Genomic DNA, 23,272 nt, shown 5'->3' with positions numbered 1-23,272 from the left:
ACAAATTTGGTTAACCTCAGGTAGAGCAGTCAGCGATTCATCCACGATTTAGAAACGTTCGCTCATGCAACTTAAACGTCCGCAGAAGGCACGTGTTTAAGCGCCCTACAACTTACTTCCTGAAAGCCACAAGACCTTGCGCCGTTGCCTACGGTTACGCCAGAATCCGCCGGCTTGTGCGCCTGTGGCCCGCTCGGTAACTTGATTCCCGTCACTGCCCATCAGTGATCGGGTTTAGCAGCCCGGGGTTATAAGTAAGGAGCACAAGCTCTTGTCAGTCAGGCATTCCCATGCCTGCACTTGATGGTGGTTGTGCGCAGGGCGCCTTTGGGCGCGCCGGCTTTGCTAGCTTCCCCGGTCTGCTAACCTGCGTACAGCTGCCTCCCTCTCGTTTAGCAGCAGGAGGGCTGGCACCCAATCACGGAAGTCAGCTTATGTTCAAGGTCACACCCAATCCCCCAGACACCGATCCGGCATCCCCCTACGAAAGCCCCGATTCAAACACACTCAACGAAGCCGCCGAACGCGCCCTCGACTTCCACTTCCCGTCGACGGCCGACATCAAAGCCACGCCGCGCACACCCAGTACCCTGTTTACCGTCGACCCGCAGGCCACGACCGAAACCCTCGCGGTTTATCTGGTCGAAACGCTGGCCTCGGTCGATGTGATGGTCCATCACCTGGTGGATCATCTGGACGGCGGATCGCGCAATGCCCTGCTGGGTATTTCCAACAGCATCATGCTGGCGGAAATCACGGCGAACCGGATGCTGGATCAGATCGATCCGCCCGCTTGAGGCGAACGAGTCAGCCATGCGGGCTGTGCAGCGGTCCCTTTTTTAGGGGACCGCATTTCAGCGGAGGGTCATTCCAATATCGAAACCAGCCGCGGCTCAATCGAACAATCAAGCACCTCTGATGATGAGAGGCACATAGGCTCATGCGCAAACCGCTGCAGCGCGTTCGGCCACGTGCCGTAACATGTCGAAATTGATATTGGCACCGGAGTCGATGGCGATCAGGGTCTGACCCCGGACACCCGTGCGCGCTACGTATTTCTTGATCCCGGCCACGGCCAAGGCACCGGAAGGCTCAGTGATTGAGCGGGTGTCGTCGTAGATATTCTTTGTTGCGATGCACAGCTCATCGTTACTGACGGTTATCACATCATTGACGCAGAAGCGGCACACTTCGAAACCATGGGCACCGATCTGCGCGACCGCTACGCCATCGGCGAAGGTGCCCACGCTTGGCAGGACTACACGCTCATCGGCCTGTAAAGCCAATTTCCCTACCCCTCTTTTTGGCCTGCCCAACTGTACCTTGCACCTGCGGGTCATCGCGCGCACCGACGATCCACGTCACTCCCATTGATTCGCCACTTCGGCAGCGCTTTGTCACGCCCCGAACTGATATGATTTTTTTCAACTGTGTTGCATATGGATTTTTATTGTGTCATTTATAGCTCGCCGATCACAGGACTGATCCACCGCGCCAACCCGGATGGCGGGCACCCGCTCCCCCAAATGCCCTCAAGGAGTCAACAATATGAACAAGACTGAACTTCTAGGTGCGCTGGCGTTATGCGCTTTCAGCTTCCTGGCACAGGCCGACGAAGACAGCCTGCGTATCGGTATCGAAGCCGCCTACCCGCCCTTCTCCTTCAAGACACCAGAGGGCAACGTGAGCGGCTTCGATTACGACATCGGCAACGCCTTGTGCGAAGAAATGAAGGTCAAGTGCGAGTGGGTCATTCAGGAGTTCGACGGCATGATCCCGTCGCTCAAAGTGCGCAAGATCGATGCCGTGCTGTCGTCGATGTCCATTACCGAAGACCGGATGAAGTCCGTGGACTTCAGCAAAAAGTACTACCACACACCGGGCAAGTTCGCGATGAAGGCCGGCAACGTGATCAATGACCCTTTGGTGGACCTCAAGGGCAAGAAAGTCGGCGTGCAACGCTCCTCGACTTACGATCGATTTGCCACCGAGCAACTGGAAAAAGCCGGCGTCGTTGTGGTGCGCTACTCCTCACAAAATGAAGCCTTCCTCGATCTCGCCTCGGGTCGCCTGGACGCCACCCTCGCCGACATCGTCAACACCGACGAGAGCTTCATCAAAACCCCGGCTGGCCAGGGTTTCGCGCTGACAGGGCCGGACATCAACGACCCGAAGTATTTTGGCCGGGGCGCCGGGATCGCTGTGCGCAAAGGCGACAGTGCCAACGTTGCGCGCCTGAGTGCCGCGATTGACGCCATTCGCGCCAATGGCAAGTACCAGCAGGTGATGGCCAAGTACTTCGCGTTCGATATCTACGGCGAATAAACCTTGCTCTCCGCCCCGGCGCCGGCCCATTGCAGGCGTCTCCCGGGGCTTGTCTTGCGCGCCTCGCGGCGCTCGCTTGAGGAACTTCATCATGCTCCACGGCTACGGATCGAGCATTCTCGATGGCGCCTGGCTGACCATTAACCTGGCCTTGACGTCCATGTCCCTGGCGATTGCCCTGGGTCTGATCGGCGCGGCTTTTCGCTTGTCACCGCTCAAATGGCTGGCCATGCTCGGGGAAAGTTACACCACCCTGATTCGCGGTATTCCAGACCTGGTGCTGATCCTGCTGATCTTCTACGGCGGCCAGGATCTGGTGAACCGCATGGCCCTGGCGCTCGGTTACACCCGCTATATCGACATCAACCCCTTTATCGCCGGCGTCTGCACCATGGGCTTCATTTTTGGCGCCTACCTCTCGGAAACCTTTCGCGGCGCCTTCATGGCGATCCCCAAGGGTCAGGCCGAGGCCGGCGTGGCCTATGGCATGGGCGGTGCGCAGGTGTTCTGGCGAATTCTGGTACCGCAGATGATTCGTTTCGCCATTCCCGGGTTCACCAACAATTGGCTGGTGCTGACCAAGTCCACCGCGCTGATCTCGGTGATTGGCTTGCAGGACATGATGTTCAAGGCCAAGAACGCCGCGGATGCCACCCACGAGCCCTTCACGTTTTACCTCGCGGTGGCGGCGCTGTACCTGATGCTCACCAGCCTGTCCTTGCTGGTGCTGCGCTATCTGGAAAAACACTACTCGGTCGGCATCAAAGCCGCCGAATTGTGAGGGGAGCCCGCCCATGATTCTCGACTACAACCTGATCTGGGAAAACCTGCCGCTGTATTTCAATGGCGCCTTGTTGACCCTCAAAGTCCTGCTCATTTCCCTGGCCCTGGGTTTGGTATTGGCGATTCCACTGGCGCTGATGCGGGTGTCGCGGTCGCCGCTGATCAACTTCCCGGCCTGGCTCTATACCTACGTGATTCGCGGCACGCCGATGCTGGTGCAATTGTTCCTGATCTATTACGGCCTGGCGCAGTTCGAAGCCGTGCGCCAAAGCGTGCTCTGGCCTTACCTGTCCAGCGCCACCTTTTGCGCCTGCCTGGCCTTCGCGATCAACACCAGTGCCTATAGCGCAGAACTGCTGGCCGGCAGCTTGAGAGCCACTCCCCATGGCGAGATCGAAGCCGCCAAGGCCATGGGCATGTCACGCCTGACCCTGTATCGCCGCATTCTCATGCCGTCGGCCTTGCGCCGGGCATTGCCGCAGTACAGCAACGAAGTGCTGATGATGCTGCAAACCACCAGCCTGGCCTCCATCGTCACCCTCGTCGACATCACCGGAGCCGCGCGTACTGTCAGCTCACGGTTCTATCTACCGTTCGAGGCGTTTATCACCGCCGGTCTCATCTACCTCGTCCTGACCTTCATCCTGGTGCGTCTGTTCAAGCTGGCCGAGCGCCGCTGGCTGGCGTACCTGGCACCGCGCAAGCACTAAGGAGCTGCAATGGAGCACATTCAATACCTGTTGCCGTGGAGTGCCTCGGGCACCGAACGCACGCTGACCCTGTTTCGTTTTGGCAGTGGACCGCGCAAAGCGTACATCCAGGCGTCATTGCATGCCGACGAATTGCCGGGGATGCGCGTCGCCGTCGAGCTCAAGCAACGCCTTCTGGAACTGGAAGCACAAGGCCGCCTGACCGGGGTGATCGAGTTGGTGCCAATGGCCAATCCGATCGGTATCGCCCAGATGTTCCAGGCCACCCATCAGGGGCGCTTTGAATTCTCCAGCGGCAAGAACTTCAATCGCGACTTCCCGGAGTTGGTCGATGCCGTTGCACGGCTGCTGGAAGGCCAACTGGGAGACGATGCCGACGCCAACATCGCACTTATCCGCGGTGCCATGGGCGATGCCCTGGCCGCCATGCCAGCACCGACCTCGGAGCTCGACGGCCTGCGCCGCCTGTTGCTGCAGCATGCCTGTGACGCCGATGTGGTGCTGGACCTGCACTGCGATTTCGAATCGATCATGTTGTTGTATGCGATGCCGCAACACTGGCCACGCTTGCAGTCACTGGCCGCTCGCCTCGGCGCAGGGGTCACGTTACTGGCCGAAGATGCGGGCGGCAGTGCCTTCGACGAAGCCTGCGCCATTGCCTGGCTACGCCTGGCCGAGCGGTTTCCGGAAGCCAATATTCCCCTGGCGTGCGTGGCCACCACCATCGAATTGCGTGGCATGGCCGACACCGAACGCGAGCAATGCGTCGACAGTGCCCAAGCCATTCTCGGGTATCTCGCCGAACAAGGCCTGATCAGCGGTGACTGGCCAGCGGCACCGCCGAGCCATTGCCAGGCCCTGCCATTCGCCGGCGCGCAGTACGCCTGTGCGCCCCATCCGGGTGTAGTGAGTTTTCTGCAACCGCTGGGTGCGCAGGTCAAGGTCGGCGATCCGCTATTCGAGGTCATCGACCCCCTGACCGACCGCCATAGCGTGGTGAGCGCCAGCACCGACGGCATTCTCTATGCCCGCGAACGGCTGCGCTTTGCCCAGCCTGGATTGTGGCTGGCCAAGGTTGCAGGCTCTACCCCCATTCGCCAGGGTCGCTTGCTCAGCGACTGACTCCAGAGAGTTCAAACCATGTACAAACTTGAAGTTCAGGACCTGCACAAAAGTTACGGCGCGCACCAGGTGCTCAAGGGCGTGTCCCTGCAAGCACAGGCCGGTGACGTGATCAGCATCATCGGCTCCAGCGGCTCGGGCAAAAGTACCTTCCTGCGCTGCATCAACCTGCTGGAGCCACCCAATGCGGGCACTATCGTGCTCAATGGCGAACCGCTCAAGCTGGCGGCCAACAAGCTTGGCGGGCTGAAGGCGGCCGAACCCAGGCAGTTGCAACGCATGCGTTCGCAGCTATCGATGGTGTTTCAACACTTCAACCTCTGGTCCCACATGAGCGCTTTGGAAAACGTCATGGAAGCCCCGGTGCATGTGCAGGGGCTGGGCAAGAAAGAGGCACGGGAAAAGGCCGAGCACTATCTGAACAAAGTCGGGGTGGCGCATCGCAAGAACGCCTGGCCGGCGCATATGTCCGGTGGCGAGCAGCAGCGTGTGGCCATTGCCCGCGCACTGGCGATGGAACCGCAAGTGATGCTGTTTGATGAGCCGACGTCGGCGCTCGACCCGGAACTGGTCGGCGAAGTGCTTAAAGTCATGCAGGATCTGGCGCAGGAAGGCCGCACCATGGTGGTGGTGACTCACGAAATGGGCTTTGCCCGCGAGGTTTCCAACCAACTGGTGTTCCTGCACAAGGGCGTTGTCGAAGAGCGCGGCGACCCGCGTGAGGTGCTGGTCAACCCGCAGTCCGAACGCCTCCAGCAGTTTCTGGCCGGGAGCTTGAAGTAAGACCGCCGCCCGCCCATCCACTGCTCGGCGCTGCCCTGACAAGGCAGGCTTGGGATACACTCCGGCCAACCTTGTCAGGGCATCAGGCACAGCCCTTCTCTCACCTTCAGGAAATGTTGAGCTGGATATGCCAACCCCATCGAAAGACACCACAGTCTATGCCGCGCCGGTCATGCGCAAACTGACGGAAATCGTTTGCGAACTGCCGCCGTCACTGCGCAAGGTGGCGGACTTTATCCTGCGTCACCCGCTCAAGGCCGCGACCCTGACCATCGAGGAGATGGCTCACGCAACATTGACCTCACCCGCCGCCGTCAACCGTCTGGCCAAAGCGCTGAACCTCGGTGGTTACAGCGGCATGAAGGCCGAGCTGGTCGCAACGTTGCAGCAGATGGTGTCGCCGGTCGACAAACTGCGCAACGAACTTGCCCATCGCCCGGGCGGCACGTTTGGCCTGCACGAGCAACTCCAGAGCGCCAGCAGCAACCTGGCCACGGCGGTGACCAACAACCACGCCGACACCTTTGAAGCGTTCGTCACTCGCCTGACCACAGCACGCAAAATCTACATTCTGGGGTTCGGCAACAGTGTCTACTTCGCCGGCCTCGCCGCCTCGACCCTGATGCCCTTCTGTGCCGACGCCACGGCCATCAGCATGGAGGGCGGTAACGAAAACGCCGCTTACCGTCTGGCCGCAATCACCGATCAGGACGTGCTGCTGGCGATCGCCCTGCCGCGCTACTCCCTCGACACCCTGCAACTGGCACGCTTCGCCAATGAACGTGGCGCATCGGTGCTGGCAATTACCGATTCACCCGCCTCGCCGCTCACCGGCATTGCCGAGCACACGCTGTTTGCGCCTTGCGATCACCCGGTGCTGACCAGTTCCAACATCGCCGTGCTGGCCTTGATCGAAGGCTTGGTCGCCGGCGTGATGGCGCGCAATAAAGAAGCGGTCAAACTGGCAACCGAACTGACTGAAAGCGTGATGTCGTACCTGCACATCCCTACCAGCGGTAAACCACCGAAAAAGTGATCAAGGCGCATCTCATGGATGCCAGCCTGACGACACAAATTATTACAAATACACTGTGCGCACCAGCATTCTACGGCTACGCTCAAAGCTCCAAATTGGTGAGGCTTCGTCATGTCGAGTAGGATTTTTCAGGTTGATTTTTGCGCAAGCATCGGTGATTGCGGCGACGGTTTGGTGGTTGTAAAAGACGGCGCGGTGAATGGGGAAACCCTCACTATCTGTATCAAGGATGTACAGGCCTGATTGAAACTCCTTTTTGGGAATGCTTAAGCTCCCATCAAGCGCGGATGATTACTTCTACCTGTCCGTGCTGCCCCCCTACTAATAGTCAGCCGACCGGAAAGCCCAACCGATGGCACATCATTTTTTTGGGTACAAGGATAGAAAACCCATGAGCACCCCACTGCGCATCAACGAAGCACTTTTGATTGTTGGCGACGCATTCGAACCTTTTCAATGCGTCGCCTGGGCTCCGCAAGACGGTAATGGCGAACTGAGCCTGACCGTCATCGACCGGGCCAGCACTCGTATTGGTCACAAACAGATTCCAAGGAGTACCTATACCGATTCGGCGCAGCTGGAAAGCCTGCTGGAAGAGGCGCGCGCCCAGTTGAGCCAGGAGGGCTACAAGCTGCAATCCTGGTCAATGCCAGAGTAAGCACTCTCCCGGATCGCTACCGGTGAGCGCGCGTCACGCAATCAGTAAAAAACGGTGGTTTCATCCCGCCGTTTTTTTTCGTCTGTATAAAACCCTGTTACCGACGTTTGACTAAGCTGAACAGATCGCTACGAACTGAAATCCAAACAATTGCGGCCATCAGCGCATCCTGATGGGTATGAAGACGGTAACTCATGAGGGAGACGACTATGTATGCGGTTATAAGAACCTACTCGGGTCCTGGCGCAAAGCAGCTTTTCGATGTGTTAGAACAGCAAAAGGCCGACGTCGAAGCTGCGCTCCGGAAAGTGTCTGGCCTGGCAAGCTACACCCTGATACCTCTCGGTGATGGCGGTATGTCGGTGACCGTTTGCACGGACAAGGCCGGCACCGATGAGAGCATGAAAGTCGCGCGCGACTGGATTCAGAAGAACGCCTCACACATTCAGGCAACCCCGCCGGTCGTTACGGAAGGTCCGGTCATTGTGCAGATCACTGATCCGCGGACCCCGTAACGGCGAAAATGTTGCAGGGCACTCGATACAGAACATGCTCTGTCGTACTGCCCACCCATTTGCCCAGTCCCTTGCGATGCGCATTTCCCATGACGATCACATCGGCCCGGTGATGCGCTGCAAAGTCGGCCAGCGCTTTGCCAGGCGGCCCTTCGACGAAGTGTTGTCGCTCCGTGGGCACGCCATAGTGGGCGGCCAATGCGATAAACGCTTTTTGCAGTGACTTGCGCACATCGCTGCTGAAGCCTGGCATCGTCACTGCACCAGCGCCTGCGTCGGATATATGTGTCACCGATAGATCGTAGGCATGCAGCAGATGCAGTTCCGCGCTGCATTGCATCGACAATCCGTTCGCCGCCTGGATGATGCGGTCGTTGATGCCAGTGATCTGAGTCTCGGGTTGTGACGGATCGACTGCCGCCACTACCACCCGCGGAAGTGGACACCTGACTTCGCTGACCAGATGCACAGCCACCGGACATTCGCGCAACAGGTGCCAATCCAGGGGCGTAATGAAAACGCGTTTGAGCGCTGACTCGTGTTGCACGTCCTTGATCACCAGATCCGGCTGCATTTCTGCCACATGCCGAAGTATTTCTTGCAGCGCGGTGCGCGTAACAAGCACTTCGGTACTCACCATAACCCCGCGCCCGCGGATTAGATCGGCCTCATCCTTCAGCCACGTTTCGTTCTCTTTCTGACAGGCCTCACGAAAACGCGCACCAGCGCTCGTCAAACCCAAGAGGTTGGAGTCTTCGATAAACACCGTGATGTGCAGCGCTGCGCCAGTGGCTTCGGCAATGGCGACCGCTCGCTCCAACGCCGGCGTGTGACGCATGGCTGGACCGGCTATCAGAAAGAGTCGTTGATATTGGCTCATGTAACACCTCCAAACGTTCCGGGATATCTAGCTCCCCCAGCGCTCTCGCCTGTCACGTCGCCGACGATTTACTATCGCCTCAACCATCTGGATCGACACTATCAATATACGCCTGGATTCCATCAATGCCCCACTTGGCCGGGTCGACTTTTTCAACAGAAGCGGCCAGAAGCAAGCATTAGCTGCCGGCAGCAATCCAGCGTTTGTCCCGAGACGGCTGGAGACCACGTTTTTACTGGACCAACGGGCAAAGAGCACTAGACTAGCAGCCATGATGCTGACATTTTTTTGGTTCGGGTTTTACCGGCTTTGGCTCGGCGAATATTCGGGCATGTAGTCACAAAAAAGGAGCACCGCCATGCAGGAGCATCTGATGCCTGTTCCGTTCTACGAGGACACGGTAGTTCTGGTTGGTCAGGGTACTGTTCCGTTTGTAGCTGTGAAGCCGATCGTCACAAATATGGGACTGGACTGGCAAACGCAGTTCCGAAAACTGGAGGAGAGATTTAATTCGGTTATGGTTGAACTGACCACAACTGGAGGTGATGGCAAACAATACGCAATGACCTGTCTCCCCCTTCGCAAGCTTCCGGCGTGGCTCTACTCAATAAGCCCGGACAAGGTGAAGCCCGAGTTTCGCGCCAAGATCATTCGCTACCAGGAAGAATGCGACGACGTGTTGTGGGACTACTGGACCAAGGGCAGCACTTCTCGCGCAGAATCGCCGAACGTTGCTCAACTGATAGCCCTCTCACGCCATCGGGTTGCACTGCTCAAGGAATTGAGTCGAACCTGCGACAACGCCATACGCACTGCAATCCATGAGCAAGTCGCACTCGCCTCCCACCAGTTAGGCTTGTCAGTCCCCGACCTGACCACCATCGGGACTGGGACACCACCTACTGCCGACATATTGGTCGAGTTCTGGGATGCGCTGGCGTTTCTGGACAGCAAGGGTGTGCGCTACAACCACTGCACCCCGTCGAAGGATTTTCTCTACTTACAGCTTCCCCACCTTGCGCAACTATTCAAAAAACACAACATCGAGATCAAGTTCACCCGCGAATTACGCCAGGCGATGAGAGAGTCCAAGCATCCACGTTATGTCAGTAATACGACTCAACACAGCGCTATAGAACGTATATCGTTGAAATGCTGGGTATTTGAGTGGCCCATTCGCCGTGAACGAGATGTTTTTGAAGCCCTCGATAAATATCCGGCCAGGCGAAATACAGCCTGACTGGATTTACCCCTGCCGAGAGAGCCCGCGACTGCGTTTTTTTTTGCCGGGCTACAGGCGTCGTCGACCGCCACCCGGGAAGTTCAGCATCGTTACGATCGTAGTTTGGGGCCTGCCGCAGAAGATGTCCGCACTAGACTCGCTCATCCTGCAGCCCTGCCATACTGTTCAGTATGACCAGTGCAACCTTCCGCTTCTACGAGGAGCTCAACGATTTCCTGCCGGCCGAACGGCGGCGGCAGTCATTCACCTGCGAGTGCGCGCGAGGGGCGACGGTCAAGCACATGATCGAGGCGCTCGGGATACCGCACACGGAGGTCGAGTTGGTGCTGCTCAACGGCGAGTCGGTGGGCTTCGAGCGGGTGATCCTCGACAGTGACCGGCTGGCGGTGTATCCCAAGTTCGAAGCGCTGGACATCAGCCCGCTGCTCAAGGTTCGTGCGCAACCTTTACGGGTGCTGCGCTTCGTCGCTGATGCGCACCTGGGCGGGCTGGCCAGCCTGCTGCGCATGAGCGGCTTCGACACCCTCTACGACAATGGCTTCGAGGATGGCGAGATCGCCGAGATCGCTGCGCAGCAAGGACGCATCGTGCTAACCCGCGACCGCGAACTGCTCAAGCGGCGGATCATCAGCCACGGCTGTTACGTGCATGCCCTGAAACCGTCGCTGCAGCTGCGCGAATTGTACGAGCGCCTCGACCTGGCGCGTAGCGCGCGGCCCTTCAGCCTGTGCCTTCATTGCAACCTGCCGCTGCGCGAGATCAGCCCGGAACTGGCCCGGCCACAGGTGCCGCCACGGGTTGGCGCCCTCTATTCGCGCTTCCTGCACTGCGACACCTGCCAACGGATTTACTGGGAGGGTTCGCACTGGCGCGGCATGTGTGCACTGCTGGCACCGCTGCTGGACCGAAAGCCGGGCACATCGGGCCAGCTGTAGCCAGGGATCACTGGCTTTTGCATCAAGTAGATAACGGCCCAAAGCAGTCGGTTGCGTCAGGCAAATGAGTTGCTTGCCGCTGATCTATTCGGCGAGTCGGACGCACAGCGCTTGAGCAACGTCCTGATCGATCCACGAACATTTCGTTTGTCCAACTCCTTCGTTGAAAACCAGCGACAATCATCGATCTCGTTACATGGGCGGGGTTTGCGCTGCCCTGTCCGCCGAGCTTCGAAGAGGAAATGGATAACCTTGTCCTGCTCGTATTCGGAGACGTAGGCGAGTTGGTCAAAGGTCAAACCGGTCTCTTCTGCCATTTCACGCACGGCAGCCTGCAGGGGCGTCTCGCCTTGCTCGACGCGACCGCCGGGCAGGTTCCACTTCGCATTGCGTTTGCGCACAAAAAGAATCTCTTCGTCGCGGCGATAGATCACCGTCGCTCGCCTTTTCAGATTCTTGTCCTTTGCGGTCTCGGCTTCCATTGCCCCCATGAGCGATACCTTCCGTCTTATTATTGAATAGGTAGGTCAAGCACCATCAGTAGCTCGTCGACCAGAGTGCGCGACGAAGATGTCGTTATGATGACCGTCCAGTATTACAACTTCACGTGCGACGAACTCTGAGGGTGGCTGCCTCATCTCGGCAGCGCTAGGCTAGGATTCGTCAGTGCAGGAAATGCTGAACCAGCACCCAAGCTCCTATGAGAGATTCAGGCCGCTGCATAGGGATATAAAGCACACCAAGGGATTCTCTCCATGAACGCAATATCGGCATTGTTTAGACGTCTGCATCGCAAAGCGGCTGACTCAATTACGCCGACCAGGCAATTGAACCTTCTGCGGTGGTTTTCGATTATCAGTTTCATCCTCATCAGCGTGATAGCTTTTGGGCTGGGTTCAGTGGCGACGCGTTTTCTAGTCATCGAAAGCCTGGAGCGCGATGCCCTATTGTCAGCGCAGTTTATCCAGACCATCGCCAAGGGTGAGATACGTCACCACGGGTTGGCCGGGATGCGGATGGGCGACGTTCTGGCAGCTACCCAATATGGAATGCTGTCGGAAGAAATGTCGCAGAACAGGCAACGTGCACGCTCCGAGTTCCTCGACCACCTTTCACACCTCCCGGACTCACTCCTGATAAGCATCTACTCCCCTCTTCGGACAGTGATGTGGTCGACCAATGCGCAGCTTATCGGACAAAAATTTCTCAACGACGAGGCTCTTGAAGCGGCATTCAGCTCTAAAGACCGGGTTTCTACCAAATACAGCAATGCTGATGAAATCCGTCCCGAACAGCAATTTTTGCATCCTCCCAAAATGTTCTTCATCGAAAGCTATATCCCTCTGGTAGATGACCTGGGGAATACCCTGGCGGTGGTTGAAATTTACAAGGAACCGGTCGACCTGATCGAACGCCTCGATCGTGGCCACTGGATAATTTGGCTGTCTACGGCAGTGGGCGGCCTGCTCCTTTACTTCGGGCTTTATTGGATTGTCCGACGGGCATCGATCCAGCTGGCGTCACAGGAAGCGCAGCTCGTCGCCAACAAGACCTACGTGGGTTTGGTCGAGATGTCCACGGCGGTCGCCCATAGTCTTCGGAACCCCCTGGCCTGCATCCGCTCGAGCGCAGAATTGGCGAACGACATGGACGCTCAACCCGCGAAGAAGAACATCGACGACATTGTGGGTCAGGTGGATCGGATGTCGCAGTGGGTGCATGAGTTGCTGCTGTGCTTGCGCCCGATCCGTGGAGAGGCAGAGCTGGTGGAGCCAATGGCGGTGGTACAGGCCACACTGAACAGCTTCAGTGCGCAACTGACTCAATCAAGAATCCAGGTCGCGTTCAAAAATGAGCCCGCCCCTCGGATAATTACTAATCCGCTTTTGCTTTCTCAGATTCTCAATAGCGTCATTGCCAATGCCATAGAGGCGATGCCGGGAGGAGGGAAATTAACCTTTCAGGCCAGTGTGGATGAAGCCAACCAATGGCTGCATCTGACCATTGGTGATTCCGGGGAAGGAACCTCACGGAAGCAAGAAATGATGGCTTTCAAATCCTTCTACACCACCAGGCAAGGCAGGCTAGGTATCGGGCTGATCATGGTGAAGCAGATCATGGAAAGTTTTGGTGGAGAGGCCAGTCTGACCAACCACGAACCACAGGGAACATCAGTGCACTTGAGTTTCAAGGTTGTGGAAAGAAGGGGCAGCGCGTTGAGCTAGTCCTCGTCCGCGAGCAGCCGTTCGCAAAGCTGATGACTAAGTGAAGGCTGCCCCATGTGATCCGTATGGGGCGGTACATTTACGCATAAGTAGAAAGGCAGACTCGTCGGCCGCTCCCGCGCCTCTCAGTAATCCTGGCCTGCCACCTTGCCTTGGTCTGCCGCCCTCCCCTCGACGTTTCTGACGTAACAGATCCCGACCCACGATTACTGGCTTCGCCGTCAAGAGTGCGCCGGAGGGTGGTCGCTGCCTGCCTTCCAGGCCCCGGCTCAGCGTCCCAATATGCGAAGAAGTTGTCCCGCAATGCCCATGGCATCGCAGCCTCAGTACCTACTATCAGTCCCGTGGACCGATGAGGCGGCGCCCGTGCCCGACTGACAGAGGCCCAGTTACACCTGCCGGATTTTCCTATTGCGCACCGCCGCAAAAGTACAAATTGGAGAGCACAATGACAACAGTCGCCGAAGCCCAAGACACCACTTCGCCAACTTCACCAACTGCACCCTCGGCACCCTCGGCACCCTCGGCACCCTCGGCACCCTCGGCACCGGCCATCATCCGGCCGTCGGTGCGCCAGCATTCGATCAAGGTAGAGCGTTGCACGCCCGCCATCGGTGCCGAGCTCAGCAACATCAGCCTTGTCGACGCTGCACATGACCCGGAAATGATCGCGGAAATCCGGGCCCTGTGGCTGAAGCACAAAGTGCTGTTCTTCCGCGATCAGGACATCACCCCGATGGAGCAACAGAACTTCGCCGCTCAATTCGGTGAACTGGAAGGTCATCCCCTGGCACCGAGCCATCCAGAGGCGGACAAGCTGCTGATGCTGTATCGCAATCTCGATCCGGGCAAGCCCAAGAGCTACGTCGAGAAGGCCAGCCGCGAAAACCTTTGGCATGCCGATGTCACCTTCAAGAAGGCTCCGCCCCGCGGCGCGGTGTTGCGCTGCGAACTGGGTCCGGACACCGGCGGAGACACCCTGTGGTCCAACATGGTGATGGCCTACGAAAACCTGCCTGAAACCATCAAGCAACGGATCGATGGCTTGTATGCAAAGCACGGTGCCGAGCAGTCCTTTGGTGCCCAGTTACCCCGCGAAGAACGGCACGCGATGGCCCTGAAGACCCCCGCCGCTGAACACCCCGTAGTGCTTACCCATCCTGAAACGGGCGAAAAGGTGCTGTTCGTCAACTCGGCGTTCACCACCCATTTCTCGAATTTCTTCAACTTCAAGGACATCCGCTACGGCCAGGACTTCATGCCGGAGGCTCATCATTTGATGAACTACCTGACGTCTCAGGCCACGATTCCGGAGTATCAGGTACGTCTGAAGTGGCGAACCAACACGATTGCCATGTGGGACAACCTGCAAGTCCAGCACTACGCGGCGGCTGACTACGGCAATGCGCCAAGAAAGATGCTGCGCGCCACCCTCGCGGGCTCCCCTCTCGCCTGATCCGAATCGTCCCCCCCCCCGGGGAGTCCAGGGTTCCCGACCATGAGAGACAGTCGGGCAGCCCTGGCCCCTCACCAATGCTCGACCTCAACTGCATCAATGGAGATGGATATGCTCTACGAACACGTCGACACCGCAGTCATCGATGGCGAATCGCTGCCGTGGGTGCCGTTTACGCCCTATGCGCAAAACGTCCTGCTGAAGTACTTCAAGCTCGACCCGATCCGTGGTGAATGGATCGTCATGATGAAAGCGCCGATCGACATGCAACTCCCCAAGCATCACCACACTGGAACGGTCATGGTCTACACGTTCGAAGGCCAGTGGAAATACAAGGAGCATGACTGGATCGCCGGCCCTGGCAGCATCGTGTACGAGACGGCCGGATCGACTCACACGCCGGAAGTCGTCAGCACCGCAAGTGGAGACGGATACGTGCTCACGCTGGTTCAGGTAAATGGTGATCTCGCGTTCCTGGATGGGAACGACAACATCGTCGCGCTCGAAAACTGGAAGTCCGGGCTGCAACGTTATCTTGCCTATTGCGAGCAGCATGGCATCACGCCAAAAGACCTCACGGCATTCAACTGAGTAACAGGGCATTGCCGCGAAAAACGCGAATCGGGGCGAGCGCGTCAAGGCGCTCGCCCCGATCATTAGAACTGCCTGAGAAACATCAGGAGCAATTCGTTGACTTGATCGGCGCTCTCTTCCGCGGCGCTATGGCCCACGCCGGGTAGCAGTACCTTCTTCTGCAGTGCGGGTAGATAGGTGTCGAGCTGGTCGTAGAGACTGCGGATTTCGATCGGCTCGAGTGAAGGGTCGGCAGCACCACCGATGAACATGCTCGGCTGACGTACCACTGCACCGTCGAGAAATGCTGTGATTTCCCAATTCCGGTCGCGACAGCGGTAGTAATTCAGAGCACCGGTAAACCCTGTGCGCGTATATTCAGCGACGTAGTAGTCGAGCGACCGTGCGCTCAACCATGACGGGAATTGCGCCTTCGGCTCGGTGAAGGCGTTGAGAATGGGCTCACCCGGCTCGACGAACAGGCGCCAGCGCTCCGCACCGACGGCGTTGCCGGAGATTGAGTAGAAGACGCTGCGCAACGTCTTGCGCGGATCACTGGCTAACTCGCGATCCGGCTTACCGAGTTGCTGGAAGTACAGATGGTGGTACACCCTGCCCTTGGCCATTGCCTGCAAACCTACGGTCGGTTTGACCTTGCCGCGCGGTGGCACCGGTGTATTGAGCATCACGAGGCCACGGAACAGATCCGGTCGCAACATGGCCGACGCTTGAGCGACCCATGCACCCAAGTCATGTCCAACGATTACCGCAGACGTTTCGCCCAAGGTCGCCATCAAACCAACCATGTCGCCGACTGCCTGACTCATATCATAGGCTTCAATGGCGTCTGGTCGATCCGTTTGCCCAAATCCCCGTTGATCGGGAACGACGACCCGAAAGCCGGCCTCGGCCAAAGCCAGTATCTGGCGCCGCCACATGTACCAAAGGTATGGGAAACCGTGCAGCAGAATGACAAGCGGGCCCTGCCCCTCATCGATGTAATGCATACGAATGCCATTGATTTCGGCAAAGCAGTGGTTGAATGCATCGGGGTCGTCGACATCTACTTGCCGCGTTGCGGTGAGCGGTTGACCGATGCGCATTGCAGTGCGCGTATCCATTATCTACCTCCATCTATTTTCAATTGTCGGCCTGAAGGTAGCCCTGGCAGGGTGCTATGCACTAAGCTTTTCAGGACACAATCTGGTGAAATTGGGACATGAGGGAAAGCATGTATACCCTGACGCGAAGCGCTAGCATTACCGACTATGAGCAGGTTGCCCGTTCAGTGGGGCTCGATCCTTTCCGTATGCTGCGGATCGCCAAGCTGCCGGCCAGTGTCCTCGACGATCCGAATATCATGGTCAGTAGCGATTCGGTTGGGTGGCTGCTGGAGGAGTCAGCCCGCTTGTCCGGCCAAGAGGCCTTTGGACTGCTGCTCGCGGAAAGGAGACACCTTTCCAACTTTGGCATGCTGGCGCTGCTCATCCGCGAAGAACCGACACTGCGCGCCGCCTTGCAATCTTGCTTGCGCTATTTGCGACTGCATAATGCCGGTGTGCAATTGCGGCTTGAGGATGCAGGCGACCTGATCCTGCTGCATGTGGGTGTGAATATGCAGGGCCATCACGGCGTCTGGCGCCAGGCTATAGAACAGTCGACCGGTATTGTATTGCGCACGTTGAGCATTCTGAGCGGCGATGCCTTCCGGCCGGTAAGGGTCTGCTTCACTCACGAATGCCCTGCCAGCCTGCAAGTGCACCACCGCGTGCTGGGAACATCGATCGAGTTTTCACAGGAATTCAATGTCATCGTTTGCCGCGGGCGCGATCTGGATATGGCAATCCCTGCTGCAGACCCGGCGCTGCATCGCGAAGTGAAGCGATCGCTGGACATGCTGTTGACTAACCTGCGCGACGAGCCGGCGCAGCGGGTGCGCCAGATCGTCAAGATGCTGTTGCCAAGCGGGCTGTGTTCGGTCGATGTTGTGGCCCAACATCTTGGCGTGCATCGACGCACGCTTAACCGACACCTGGCGGTCGAAGGTGAGAGTGTCACAACGATCATCAGTGCTGTACGTGCTGAACTCGCCGAAGAGTATCTCTCCAACAGCAAACGCCGACTGTATGAGGTCGCCGAACTCCTCGGCTTTTCCTCTGCCGGTGACTTTTCACGCTGGTTCCGCAGTCACTTTGGCAAGACACCCTCGGATTGGGCTGCCTGCTACCGAGAGCGCAAGGCGATACCCGGGTCCATAGCGCATGCTTGATCAGAGTGTCCATCGGCACTGGCCTTATCATGCCGATTGTCTGCGCCAAGTGCCGGGTGATGTGCCGAACTGGCGTTTGAATGCGCGACTGAATGCGGCTTCGGATTCGTAGCCAACTGCAAAGCCGATCTGCGCCACATTACCGCGACCTTCGCGCAGGTGCTGAGCGGCCACGTGCATGCGCCAGAGCGTCAGGTATTGCATCGGTGGCTGTCCGACCAATGCAGTGAATCGTTGCGCGAATACCGAGCGCGACATGCCCACTTCCAGAGCCAGGGCTTCTGCTGTCCAGCTCTCGGTGGGACGAGCATGGAGCAGCGCCAGTGCGCGCCCGACATGCGGATCTCGCAAACCCGCCAGCCACCCGCGCCGCTCAGCGGGGAGGCTGGCGACATACTGGCTGACAGCTTCGACAAACAGCAATTCAGATAGCTTGGCGATGACCGTTGTCGAGCCGACGCGCCCCGCCGCGATCTCACTGACCGCGAAACGGAATGAGCTTTCGATCCAGGCGCCCGAAGCCGTCGCGCGCAGGTCCAGTTTCAATAAGGATGGCAGCGACGAAAGCAACGGACTGAAGGGTGTTTCAGAGCCGAGGAATCCGCACAATAACTGCGTGGCCTCCCCGCCCCCGCCGTACTTGATCCGTGAAATGCCGCCGACTTCCGGCGGCTGGACAACGTCCCTCGCCGACATGGGCGCAATGCTCAGGTCGCTGCCAAAAGAATGAGCGTCGTTGCAAGGTAGCAAAACGAGTTCGCCTGCCCCCACGTCGATGGCGGCACCACCGTCGATGCGTATTTGCATGTGCCCCGCGGCGACAAAATGCGAGGCAATGATATGTCGGGGAGCCGCCAGGAACGGTTTGCAATCGTCCGCCGAGATCCTTCCGCTGATGCACCAGGGCGCAGTGAATTCCGCCTCGAGGAAAACCCCTCCAGACAGCCGAATCACCCGCAAGACATCAGAAAGCGCATCCAACAATTGCCAGCCCTCCTTTCCGGAGTCCGGAGCAGGTAATCAGGCGCAACGGTCATTCATCACCTGAACGGCGAGGCCTAGATTAGCACCAACGCGGACTCGGCGATCGAGACCACCCCCAGAGGCTTCACCATCGGTCATTGGTTCCGCCGTCAACCGTAACTGCCCAACGCAGGAGATCGATATGAACACCGTCGCGACCATACCCGGTTCAGATTCGGGCAACGCCGCCCGTTATGCTCAACTTGTCAGATCATCGAAGAGAGCGGAATGGCAGATCGATCGCGATTTGCTACAGGACCGCAGCTTCGACTTCTCGCGCAAATTCTTGCCCGACGGACTGTCGCGGATCGACCGCCTGACGTTTCTCGCCGCGGACGAGGCGCGCCTGCTCAGTCAGCTTCAGGGCCGAACCTATGCGTACCTCTTTGGCCTGGTCGAGCGCTTTATCAGTGCCAAAATGCTCGATCAAGGTCGCGCCCACGTCTTTGACGATCAACTCGCACTCGAAGCACTGGTGCGCTTTTCCAGCGACGAGATCAAGCACCAGGAGCTGTTCCGGCGCATGGAGACGATGATGGGTTCGCAAATGCCCGCGGGATATCGTCAAGTTGCCGATCCAAACGAGGTGGCCCGCGCGGTACTGGCGGCCAGCACCTGGTCGGTGCTGGCGCTGACCTGTCATATCGAGCTGTTCGTTCAAACGCACTACGCGCAAAGCATCGCCCCGCGCGAGGAGTTGTGCCCACTGTTCAAGGATGTTTTCAAATTTCACTGGAAGGATGAAAGCCGTCACGTAGTACTCGATGAACTGGAGTGGAAGGCGGAACACGCCAAACGCTCGCCAGCCGAACGCGACCAGGCAGTGAACGATCTGATTGCGCTGGTGGCGGCCGTCGACGCCATCTTGCAGGCACAATCGGCCGCCGATGCCGACTACTTCACGGGAAATGTTTCACGATCACTCAGTGTCGATGAGTCCGCGCAAATCCAAGCCTGCGTGCTGGGCGCCTACCGCTGGCAATACATTATCTCGGGCGTGCAGCATCCACACTTTGCTCGGCTGCTGACGCACATGACAACACCCGCACAGATGTTCAGGATTCAGACCGCACTGGCACCCATCATGGGCCAGTGATCGACAGCGCGCGACCGACCGCTTGTCGGCCGCGCAGCTGTGGGATGACGTGCTGAACCGATTGATCGAGGATGGCAGCCATGACGATACCCATGTGGATGTTGCTTGGATTTGCGACCTGGACATTGCTGCTATTGATGGCAACCGTCGGGGTGTATCGCTGGGTCTTGATCCTGTTCTCGAATGTTCCGATTGCCTCTTTCCGAAGCGATCGGCTCGAAGGCGAGGATTGGTATCGGCGCGGGACAAGAGCACACGCGAACTGCGTGGAAAACCTGCCGGTCTTTGGCGCTATCGTGTGGGTGATTTCAGCCCTTGAGGTCAACGGCCCTGCAGTGAGCTACTTGTCCGTACTCGTCCTGATCGCTCGCGTGTGCCAGTCTCTGGTTCACGTATCCCATGTGCAAACCGATACGTTCGTGGCGGTTCGGTTTACCTTCTTTTGCGTTCAGTTGGTCTGTTTTCTCGCGCTCATTGTCATAGCAGCTTGTTACGGCCAGGTTCTACCAAAACCTCTACACTGAATTCCCAACTGACTGCTGTAGTCATCGCCAAAGTGAGCAGCCATGTAACCACCAACGATTTACCAATCCAACCATGGGTATACATCATGAAATTCATGATCTTGGTGCAGCGTACCTGGAACTCCGTAGCCTCTGCGAACCGCCCTTACTCCCACGTCATGCGACGCTATAGTTCGCCCCTCGCCGTACTTGGAATGAGTCTGATAGCTTCAATGGCGGTGTTCGCTGCCGACCCCTTACCGTCCTGGAATGAAGGGCCGGCCAAGCAAGCCATCGTAGAGTTCGTCAAGGCGACCACCCATGAAGGCGATGCTCAATACGTGTCGCCGGCCGAGCGCATCGCGACCTTCGACCAGGACGGCACATTGTGGGTCGAGCACCCTGCCTATGGTCAATTGTTCTTTTGCCTGAGTCGCATACCTGCGGCGGTCGAGGCAAAGCCTGAGTTGGCTCACGTCGAACCCTTCAAGACAGTGCTATCGGGGGATCGTGCCGCTATGGCGAAACTGACCCTTGATGACTATCTGAAAATTGCCATGGTGACCCTGAGCGGCATGCCCACGGACGAGTTCAAGCAGCAAGTCCATGCCTGGCTGGCCAAAGCCAGTGACCCACGCTGGAAGCGCCCCTTTACAGAGCTGACGTACCAGCCAATGAAGGAAGTTATGCAATACCTGCGTGACAATGGCTACAAAACCTACATCGTCACCGGCGGTGGTCAGGACTTCGTTCGCGCCTATTCCGAAGAGGTCTATGGTGTGCCTCCGGAACAGGTAGTCGGCAGTGCCGGGGCGACCGAATATGGCTACGACAAGAGCGGCAAGCCGCAGTTGATCAAGCAACCCAAGATATTGCTCAACGACAACGATGCCGGTAAGCCAGAGAACATTTACTTGCTGGTTGGCCGTCAGCCCTACGCCGCCTTCGGCAATTCCACCGGTGACAAGCAGATGCTGGAGTACACCAAGGCCGGCAAGGGTGCGCGCCTGGCGATGCTGGTATTGCATGACGACGGCGAACGTGAATATGCCTATGGCCCGGCGCAAGGACTAACGGATACCAAGGTGGGCACCTTTACCCAATCGTTGTATGACCAAGCGAAAAACGAAGGCTGGATTGTTATCAGCATGAAGAAGGACTGGAAGAAGATTTTTGCATTCGAGTGAAATGCAGCTGTAGTTGAATTTTAGCTGTAGGCCGATATCGATCGATACGAGAGGAATAGAACACGTTTTTACACAGCCTCGGCCAGAAGCAGCCGGTGGCGCAGCACCGATCTTACAGGTCTGCGGCACCGGGCGCTTCGGGTCAATATCAGACTGCCAGGAATGACTGCTTCGGGCGCTGCCAGTTAACATCCCGGAACCCTGCATTCATTAAGGAACGTGACCACATCAGTTTCAGACGCTATTTGCCCATCGCCGCCCTGGCCGCCTCGATCTTGGCTTTTACCGAATCAAGGTTGAAGCTCGCGCCTTTTTGCATCGGCGGGAATTCAATAGCCGTTTCGGCGAGTTTGGCAACCTGCTGCTGCACGAACACGAAGCGCCAGAACTCGAACCTGAACCAGTCGAAGTATTGCATGGAGCCATTGGCCGCCTGGTTCTGCGGCCAGCCAGTACGTTCGAACGGATCCAGGCGCAGATTGGTCAGTACGGGCACGTCGATACTGACCTTGGCACCCAACCAGCCGTCTGGCTGATCGATGAAGCGGTACTTGTAGTCGTCGATTCGTACCGCACCCAGATTGCTTTCGCCGAAATAGAAAATTTCGTGACGGTTGGACGGCCCTTTTCCGGTGAGCATGGGGGTTTGGTCATAACCGTCCAGGTGCACCTTGTAGTTCGTGCCAGCCAGTTGTTTGCCTTTGAGCAGTTCCTCGGTGATGTTCGGGTTGCCCGCGGCCGCCACTAGAGTCGGGAACCAGTCCATGCCGGACATGATGCCGTTCTCAACCTTGCCCGCCGGCACCTTGCCCGGCCAGCGGATGATCGCCGGAGCCCGGAAGCCACCCTCCATGACCGTCCCCTTGCCCATGGCGAACGGCGTCTGACCGCCATCGGGCCAGGTGAAGTTTTCCGCACCGTTGTCGGTGGTGAACACTACGATGGTGTTTTCGTCCAGGCCGTCTTTTTTCAGCTTGGCCAGGACATCCCCGACGACGTCATCGAGTTGCGCCATGCCCGCTTCCTGTTCGGACCAGCCATTCTGCGAGTTGCGCATGGCCTCGTACTTGTCGGAGAGGTGGGTGACGATGTGCATGCGGGTCGGGTTGAGCCAGACGAAGAACGGTTTGTTGTCCTGCTTGGCCTTGTCAATAAAGCTGAAGGCCTTGTCGCGTATTTCGTCGTCGACGGTTTTCATGCGCTCAGGATAAAGCGTGCCGGCGTCTTCGATTTTCTGTTTGCCCACTTTGCCCCATCGCGGCATGACGGTCGGATCGTCAGTGGCGGTTGCCCAGCTGTGCACCATATTGCGCGGGCCGACGGTAGCCAACAGTTCTTGTGGGTAGTTGGGGTGGGCGGGGTCTTCCATGGCATCGAGGTGATAGAGGTAGCCGAAGAACTCGTCGAAACCATGTACGGTAGGCAAGAACTGATTCAGGTCACCCAGGTGGTTTTTGCCGAATTGGCCGGTGGCGTAGCCCATGGACTTCAGTACAGTGGCAATGGTCACTGCCGGTAATGAAGTTGGATCGACCAGCGGTGCAGCTGGCTTCTGCATAATAATCGGTGAAACGCATGCCTTCGTTGGCCAGGGTGTCGAGGTTGGGGGTTCTGCCGGCCATCATGCCCTGGTTGTAGACACCGATATTGGACCAGCCGATGTCGTCACCCATGATGACAAGAATGTTCGGCGCCTTATCGGCCGCTTGGCACAGGCCAGGTATCGCAGCCAGCGACAGCAGCGCCGTGGCCGCCAATAGGCTTGTTCGTATGCTGTGGTTCATATGAGCTCCGTCACACTTACGTGAGTATTTTCGAGAATTCCCCGCACATTTCCCGAAAATGGATGCCCCCCGCAGATAGCGTAGTAGGAAGAATGGAAAATCCAGTATCTTTTTTACCGTGCGTGCGTGCTTTGTTATTTCGAAAGCAACTTAGAAATATCGACAA

General features: G+C 57.9%; 22 protein-coding genes and 2 pseudogenes. 18 read left to right on the top strand and 6 right to left on the bottom strand.

What is annotated here, in order from left to right:
* The first annotated feature begins 434 nt into the window (after nt 1-434).
* Entirely contained in the window at nt 435-797 is a 363-nt protein-coding gene (locus F8N80_RS21420) for a DUF6124 family protein (RefSeq protein WP_150784630.1), read from the top strand.
* A 159-nt stretch (nt 798-956) separates the two neighbouring features.
* On the opposite strand, the pseudogene F8N80_RS21415 reads toward F8N80_RS21420, so the two are convergent.
* A pseudogene (locus F8N80_RS21415) lies at nt 957-1,283 on the bottom strand (pyridoxal-phosphate dependent enzyme); the annotation flags it as partial.
* Nucleotides 1,284-1,548: 265 nt separating this feature from the next.
* On the opposite strand from F8N80_RS21415, the gene F8N80_RS21410 reads away from it, so the two are divergent.
* The 8 genes from F8N80_RS21410 (at nt 1,549) to F8N80_RS21375 (ending at nt 7,932) form a co-directional block, all read left to right on the top strand.
* Nucleotides 1,549-2,325 (top strand): ABC transporter substrate-binding protein, encoded by a 777-nt coding sequence (locus F8N80_RS21410; protein WP_150784629.1) that lies wholly within the window; start codon nt 1,549-1,551, stop codon nt 2,323-2,325.
* 91 nt (nt 2,326-2,416) lie between these two features.
* A complete protein-coding gene (locus F8N80_RS21405) occupies nt 2,417-3,106 on the top strand; it encodes an ABC transporter permease (protein ID WP_150748420.1) in 690 nt (229 codons plus the stop codon).
* Between the two features lie 13 nt (nt 3,107-3,119).
* A complete protein-coding gene (locus F8N80_RS21400; protein ID WP_150748421.1) occupies nt 3,120-3,818 on the top strand; it encodes an ABC transporter permease in 699 nt (232 codons plus the stop codon).
* 9 nt (nt 3,819-3,827) lie between these two features.
* Nucleotides 3,828-4,940, top strand: a complete 1,113-nt coding sequence (locus tag F8N80_RS21395) for a succinylglutamate desuccinylase/aspartoacylase family protein (protein WP_150784628.1) — start codon at nt 3,828-3,830, stop codon at nt 4,938-4,940.
* Nucleotides 4,941-4,958: 18 nt separating this feature from the next.
* Nucleotides 4,959-5,723 (top strand): ABC transporter ATP-binding protein, encoded by a 765-nt coding sequence (locus F8N80_RS21390; protein WP_150748423.1) that lies wholly within the window; start codon nt 4,959-4,961, stop codon nt 5,721-5,723.
* Nucleotides 5,724-5,850: 127 nt separating this feature from the next.
* Nucleotides 5,851-6,759 carry a MurR/RpiR family transcriptional regulator gene (locus tag F8N80_RS21385; RefSeq protein ID WP_150748424.1) on the top strand — a complete coding sequence of 303 codons (909 nt, stop codon included), beginning with the start codon at nt 5,851-5,853 and terminating at the stop codon, nt 6,757-6,759.
* 391 nt (nt 6,760-7,150) lie between these two features.
* Nucleotides 7,151-7,417, top strand: coding sequence for a hypothetical protein (locus F8N80_RS21380; RefSeq protein WP_150748425.1), 267 nt, complete (start codon nt 7,151-7,153; stop codon nt 7,415-7,417).
* A 209-nt stretch (nt 7,418-7,626) separates the two neighbouring features.
* Nucleotides 7,627-7,932 (top strand): hypothetical protein, encoded by a 306-nt coding sequence (locus tag F8N80_RS21375; protein ID WP_150748426.1) that lies wholly within the window; start codon nt 7,627-7,629, stop codon nt 7,930-7,932.
* On the opposite strand, the gene F8N80_RS21370 is transcribed toward F8N80_RS21375, so the two are convergent.
* Nucleotides 7,910-8,812: a universal stress protein gene (locus F8N80_RS21370; RefSeq protein WP_150748427.1), complete on the bottom strand. Its 903-nt coding sequence runs from the start codon at nt 8,810-8,812 to the stop codon at nt 7,910-7,912. The two genes, F8N80_RS21375 and F8N80_RS21370, sit on opposite strands and share 23 nt — an antisense overlap.
* Nucleotides 8,813-9,170: 358 nt before the next feature.
* On the opposite strand from F8N80_RS21370, the gene F8N80_RS21365 reads away from it, so the two are divergent.
* Together F8N80_RS21365 and F8N80_RS21360 are read left to right on the top strand one after the other, a co-directional pair.
* Nucleotides 9,171-10,052 carry a phage antirepressor N-terminal domain-containing protein gene (locus tag F8N80_RS21365; protein ID WP_150748428.1) on the top strand — a complete coding sequence of 294 codons (882 nt, stop codon included), beginning with the start codon at nt 9,171-9,173 and terminating at the stop codon, nt 10,050-10,052.
* A 173-nt stretch (nt 10,053-10,225) separates the two neighbouring features.
* Nucleotides 10,226-10,990: a Mut7-C RNAse domain-containing protein gene (locus tag F8N80_RS21360; RefSeq protein ID WP_150748429.1), complete on the top strand. Its 765-nt coding sequence runs from the start codon at nt 10,226-10,228 to the stop codon at nt 10,988-10,990.
* A gap of 56 nt (nt 10,991-11,046) precedes the next feature.
* Here F8N80_RS21360 and F8N80_RS21355 read toward each other — a convergent pair whose 3' ends face one another.
* Complete coding sequence (locus F8N80_RS21355) at nt 11,047-11,481, bottom strand: NUDIX hydrolase (RefSeq protein WP_191632959.1); 435 nt, start codon at nt 11,479-11,481, stop codon at nt 11,047-11,049.
* Between the two features lie 264 nt (nt 11,482-11,745).
* Between F8N80_RS21355 and F8N80_RS21350 the strand changes: the two genes are divergently transcribed.
* The 3 genes from F8N80_RS21350 to F8N80_RS21340 all read left to right on the top strand — a co-directional run bounded on the left by F8N80_RS21350 (nt 11,746) and on the right by F8N80_RS21340 (nt 15,262).
* Nucleotides 11,746-13,215, top strand: coding sequence for a sensor histidine kinase (locus tag F8N80_RS21350; protein ID WP_150784627.1), 1,470 nt, complete (start codon nt 11,746-11,748; stop codon nt 13,213-13,215).
* A 583-nt stretch (nt 13,216-13,798) separates the two neighbouring features.
* Nucleotides 13,799-14,671, top strand: coding sequence for a TauD/TfdA dioxygenase family protein (locus F8N80_RS21345; RefSeq protein ID WP_224790740.1), 873 nt, complete (start codon nt 13,799-13,801; stop codon nt 14,669-14,671).
* Between the two features lie 111 nt (nt 14,672-14,782).
* Nucleotides 14,783-15,262 carry a 2,4'-dihydroxyacetophenone dioxygenase family protein gene (locus tag F8N80_RS21340; protein ID WP_150784625.1) on the top strand — a complete coding sequence of 160 codons (480 nt, stop codon included), beginning with the start codon at nt 14,783-14,785 and terminating at the stop codon, nt 15,260-15,262.
* Nucleotides 15,263-15,327: 65 nt separating this feature from the next.
* On the opposite strand, the gene F8N80_RS21335 is transcribed toward F8N80_RS21340, so the two are convergent.
* Nucleotides 15,328-16,365: an alpha/beta hydrolase gene (locus tag F8N80_RS21335; protein WP_224790734.1), complete on the bottom strand. Its 1,038-nt coding sequence runs from the start codon at nt 16,363-16,365 to the stop codon at nt 15,328-15,330.
* Between the two features lie 110 nt (nt 16,366-16,475).
* On the opposite strand from F8N80_RS21335, the gene F8N80_RS21330 reads away from it, so the two are divergent.
* Complete coding sequence (locus F8N80_RS21330; protein WP_150784624.1) at nt 16,476-17,513, top strand: AraC family transcriptional regulator; 1,038 nt, start codon at nt 16,476-16,478, stop codon at nt 17,511-17,513.
* 27 nt (nt 17,514-17,540) lie between these two features.
* Here F8N80_RS21330 and F8N80_RS21325 read toward each other — a convergent pair whose 3' ends face one another.
* On the bottom strand, nt 17,541-18,497 hold the full coding sequence (locus tag F8N80_RS21325) for an AraC family transcriptional regulator (protein ID WP_150784623.1): 957 nt from the start codon (nt 18,495-18,497) through the stop codon (nt 17,541-17,543).
* 181 nt (nt 18,498-18,678) lie between these two features.
* On the opposite strand from F8N80_RS21325, the gene F8N80_RS21320 reads away from it, so the two are divergent.
* From F8N80_RS21320 to F8N80_RS21310, 3 genes are all read left to right on the top strand, one after another.
* Complete coding sequence (locus tag F8N80_RS21320; protein ID WP_150784622.1) at nt 18,679-19,632, top strand: diiron oxygenase; 954 nt, start codon at nt 18,679-18,681, stop codon at nt 19,630-19,632.
* Nucleotides 19,633-19,712: 80 nt separating this feature from the next.
* Nucleotides 19,713-20,156, top strand: a complete 444-nt coding sequence (locus F8N80_RS21315; protein ID WP_150748433.1) for an MAPEG family protein — start codon at nt 19,713-19,715, stop codon at nt 20,154-20,156.
* A 194-nt stretch (nt 20,157-20,350) separates the two neighbouring features.
* Nucleotides 20,351-21,322, top strand: a complete 972-nt coding sequence (locus F8N80_RS21310) for an HAD family hydrolase (protein WP_224790733.1) — start codon at nt 20,351-20,353, stop codon at nt 21,320-21,322.
* Between the two features lie 241 nt (nt 21,323-21,563).
* Here F8N80_RS21310 and F8N80_RS21305 read toward each other — a convergent pair.
* A pseudogene (locus F8N80_RS21305) lies at nt 21,564-23,106 on the bottom strand (arylsulfatase).
* Nucleotides 23,107-23,272: the final 166 nt, after the last annotated feature.

It is taken from the genome of Pseudomonas fluorescens (assembly GCF_902497995.1).
In the GTDB taxonomy this organism is placed as follows: domain Bacteria; phylum Pseudomonadota; class Gammaproteobacteria; order Pseudomonadales; family Pseudomonadaceae; genus Aquipseudomonas; species Aquipseudomonas fluorescens_BK.
The sequence above is the reverse complement of the archived record's forward strand: the minus strand, read 5'-3'. Positions and strand labels throughout refer to the sequence as shown.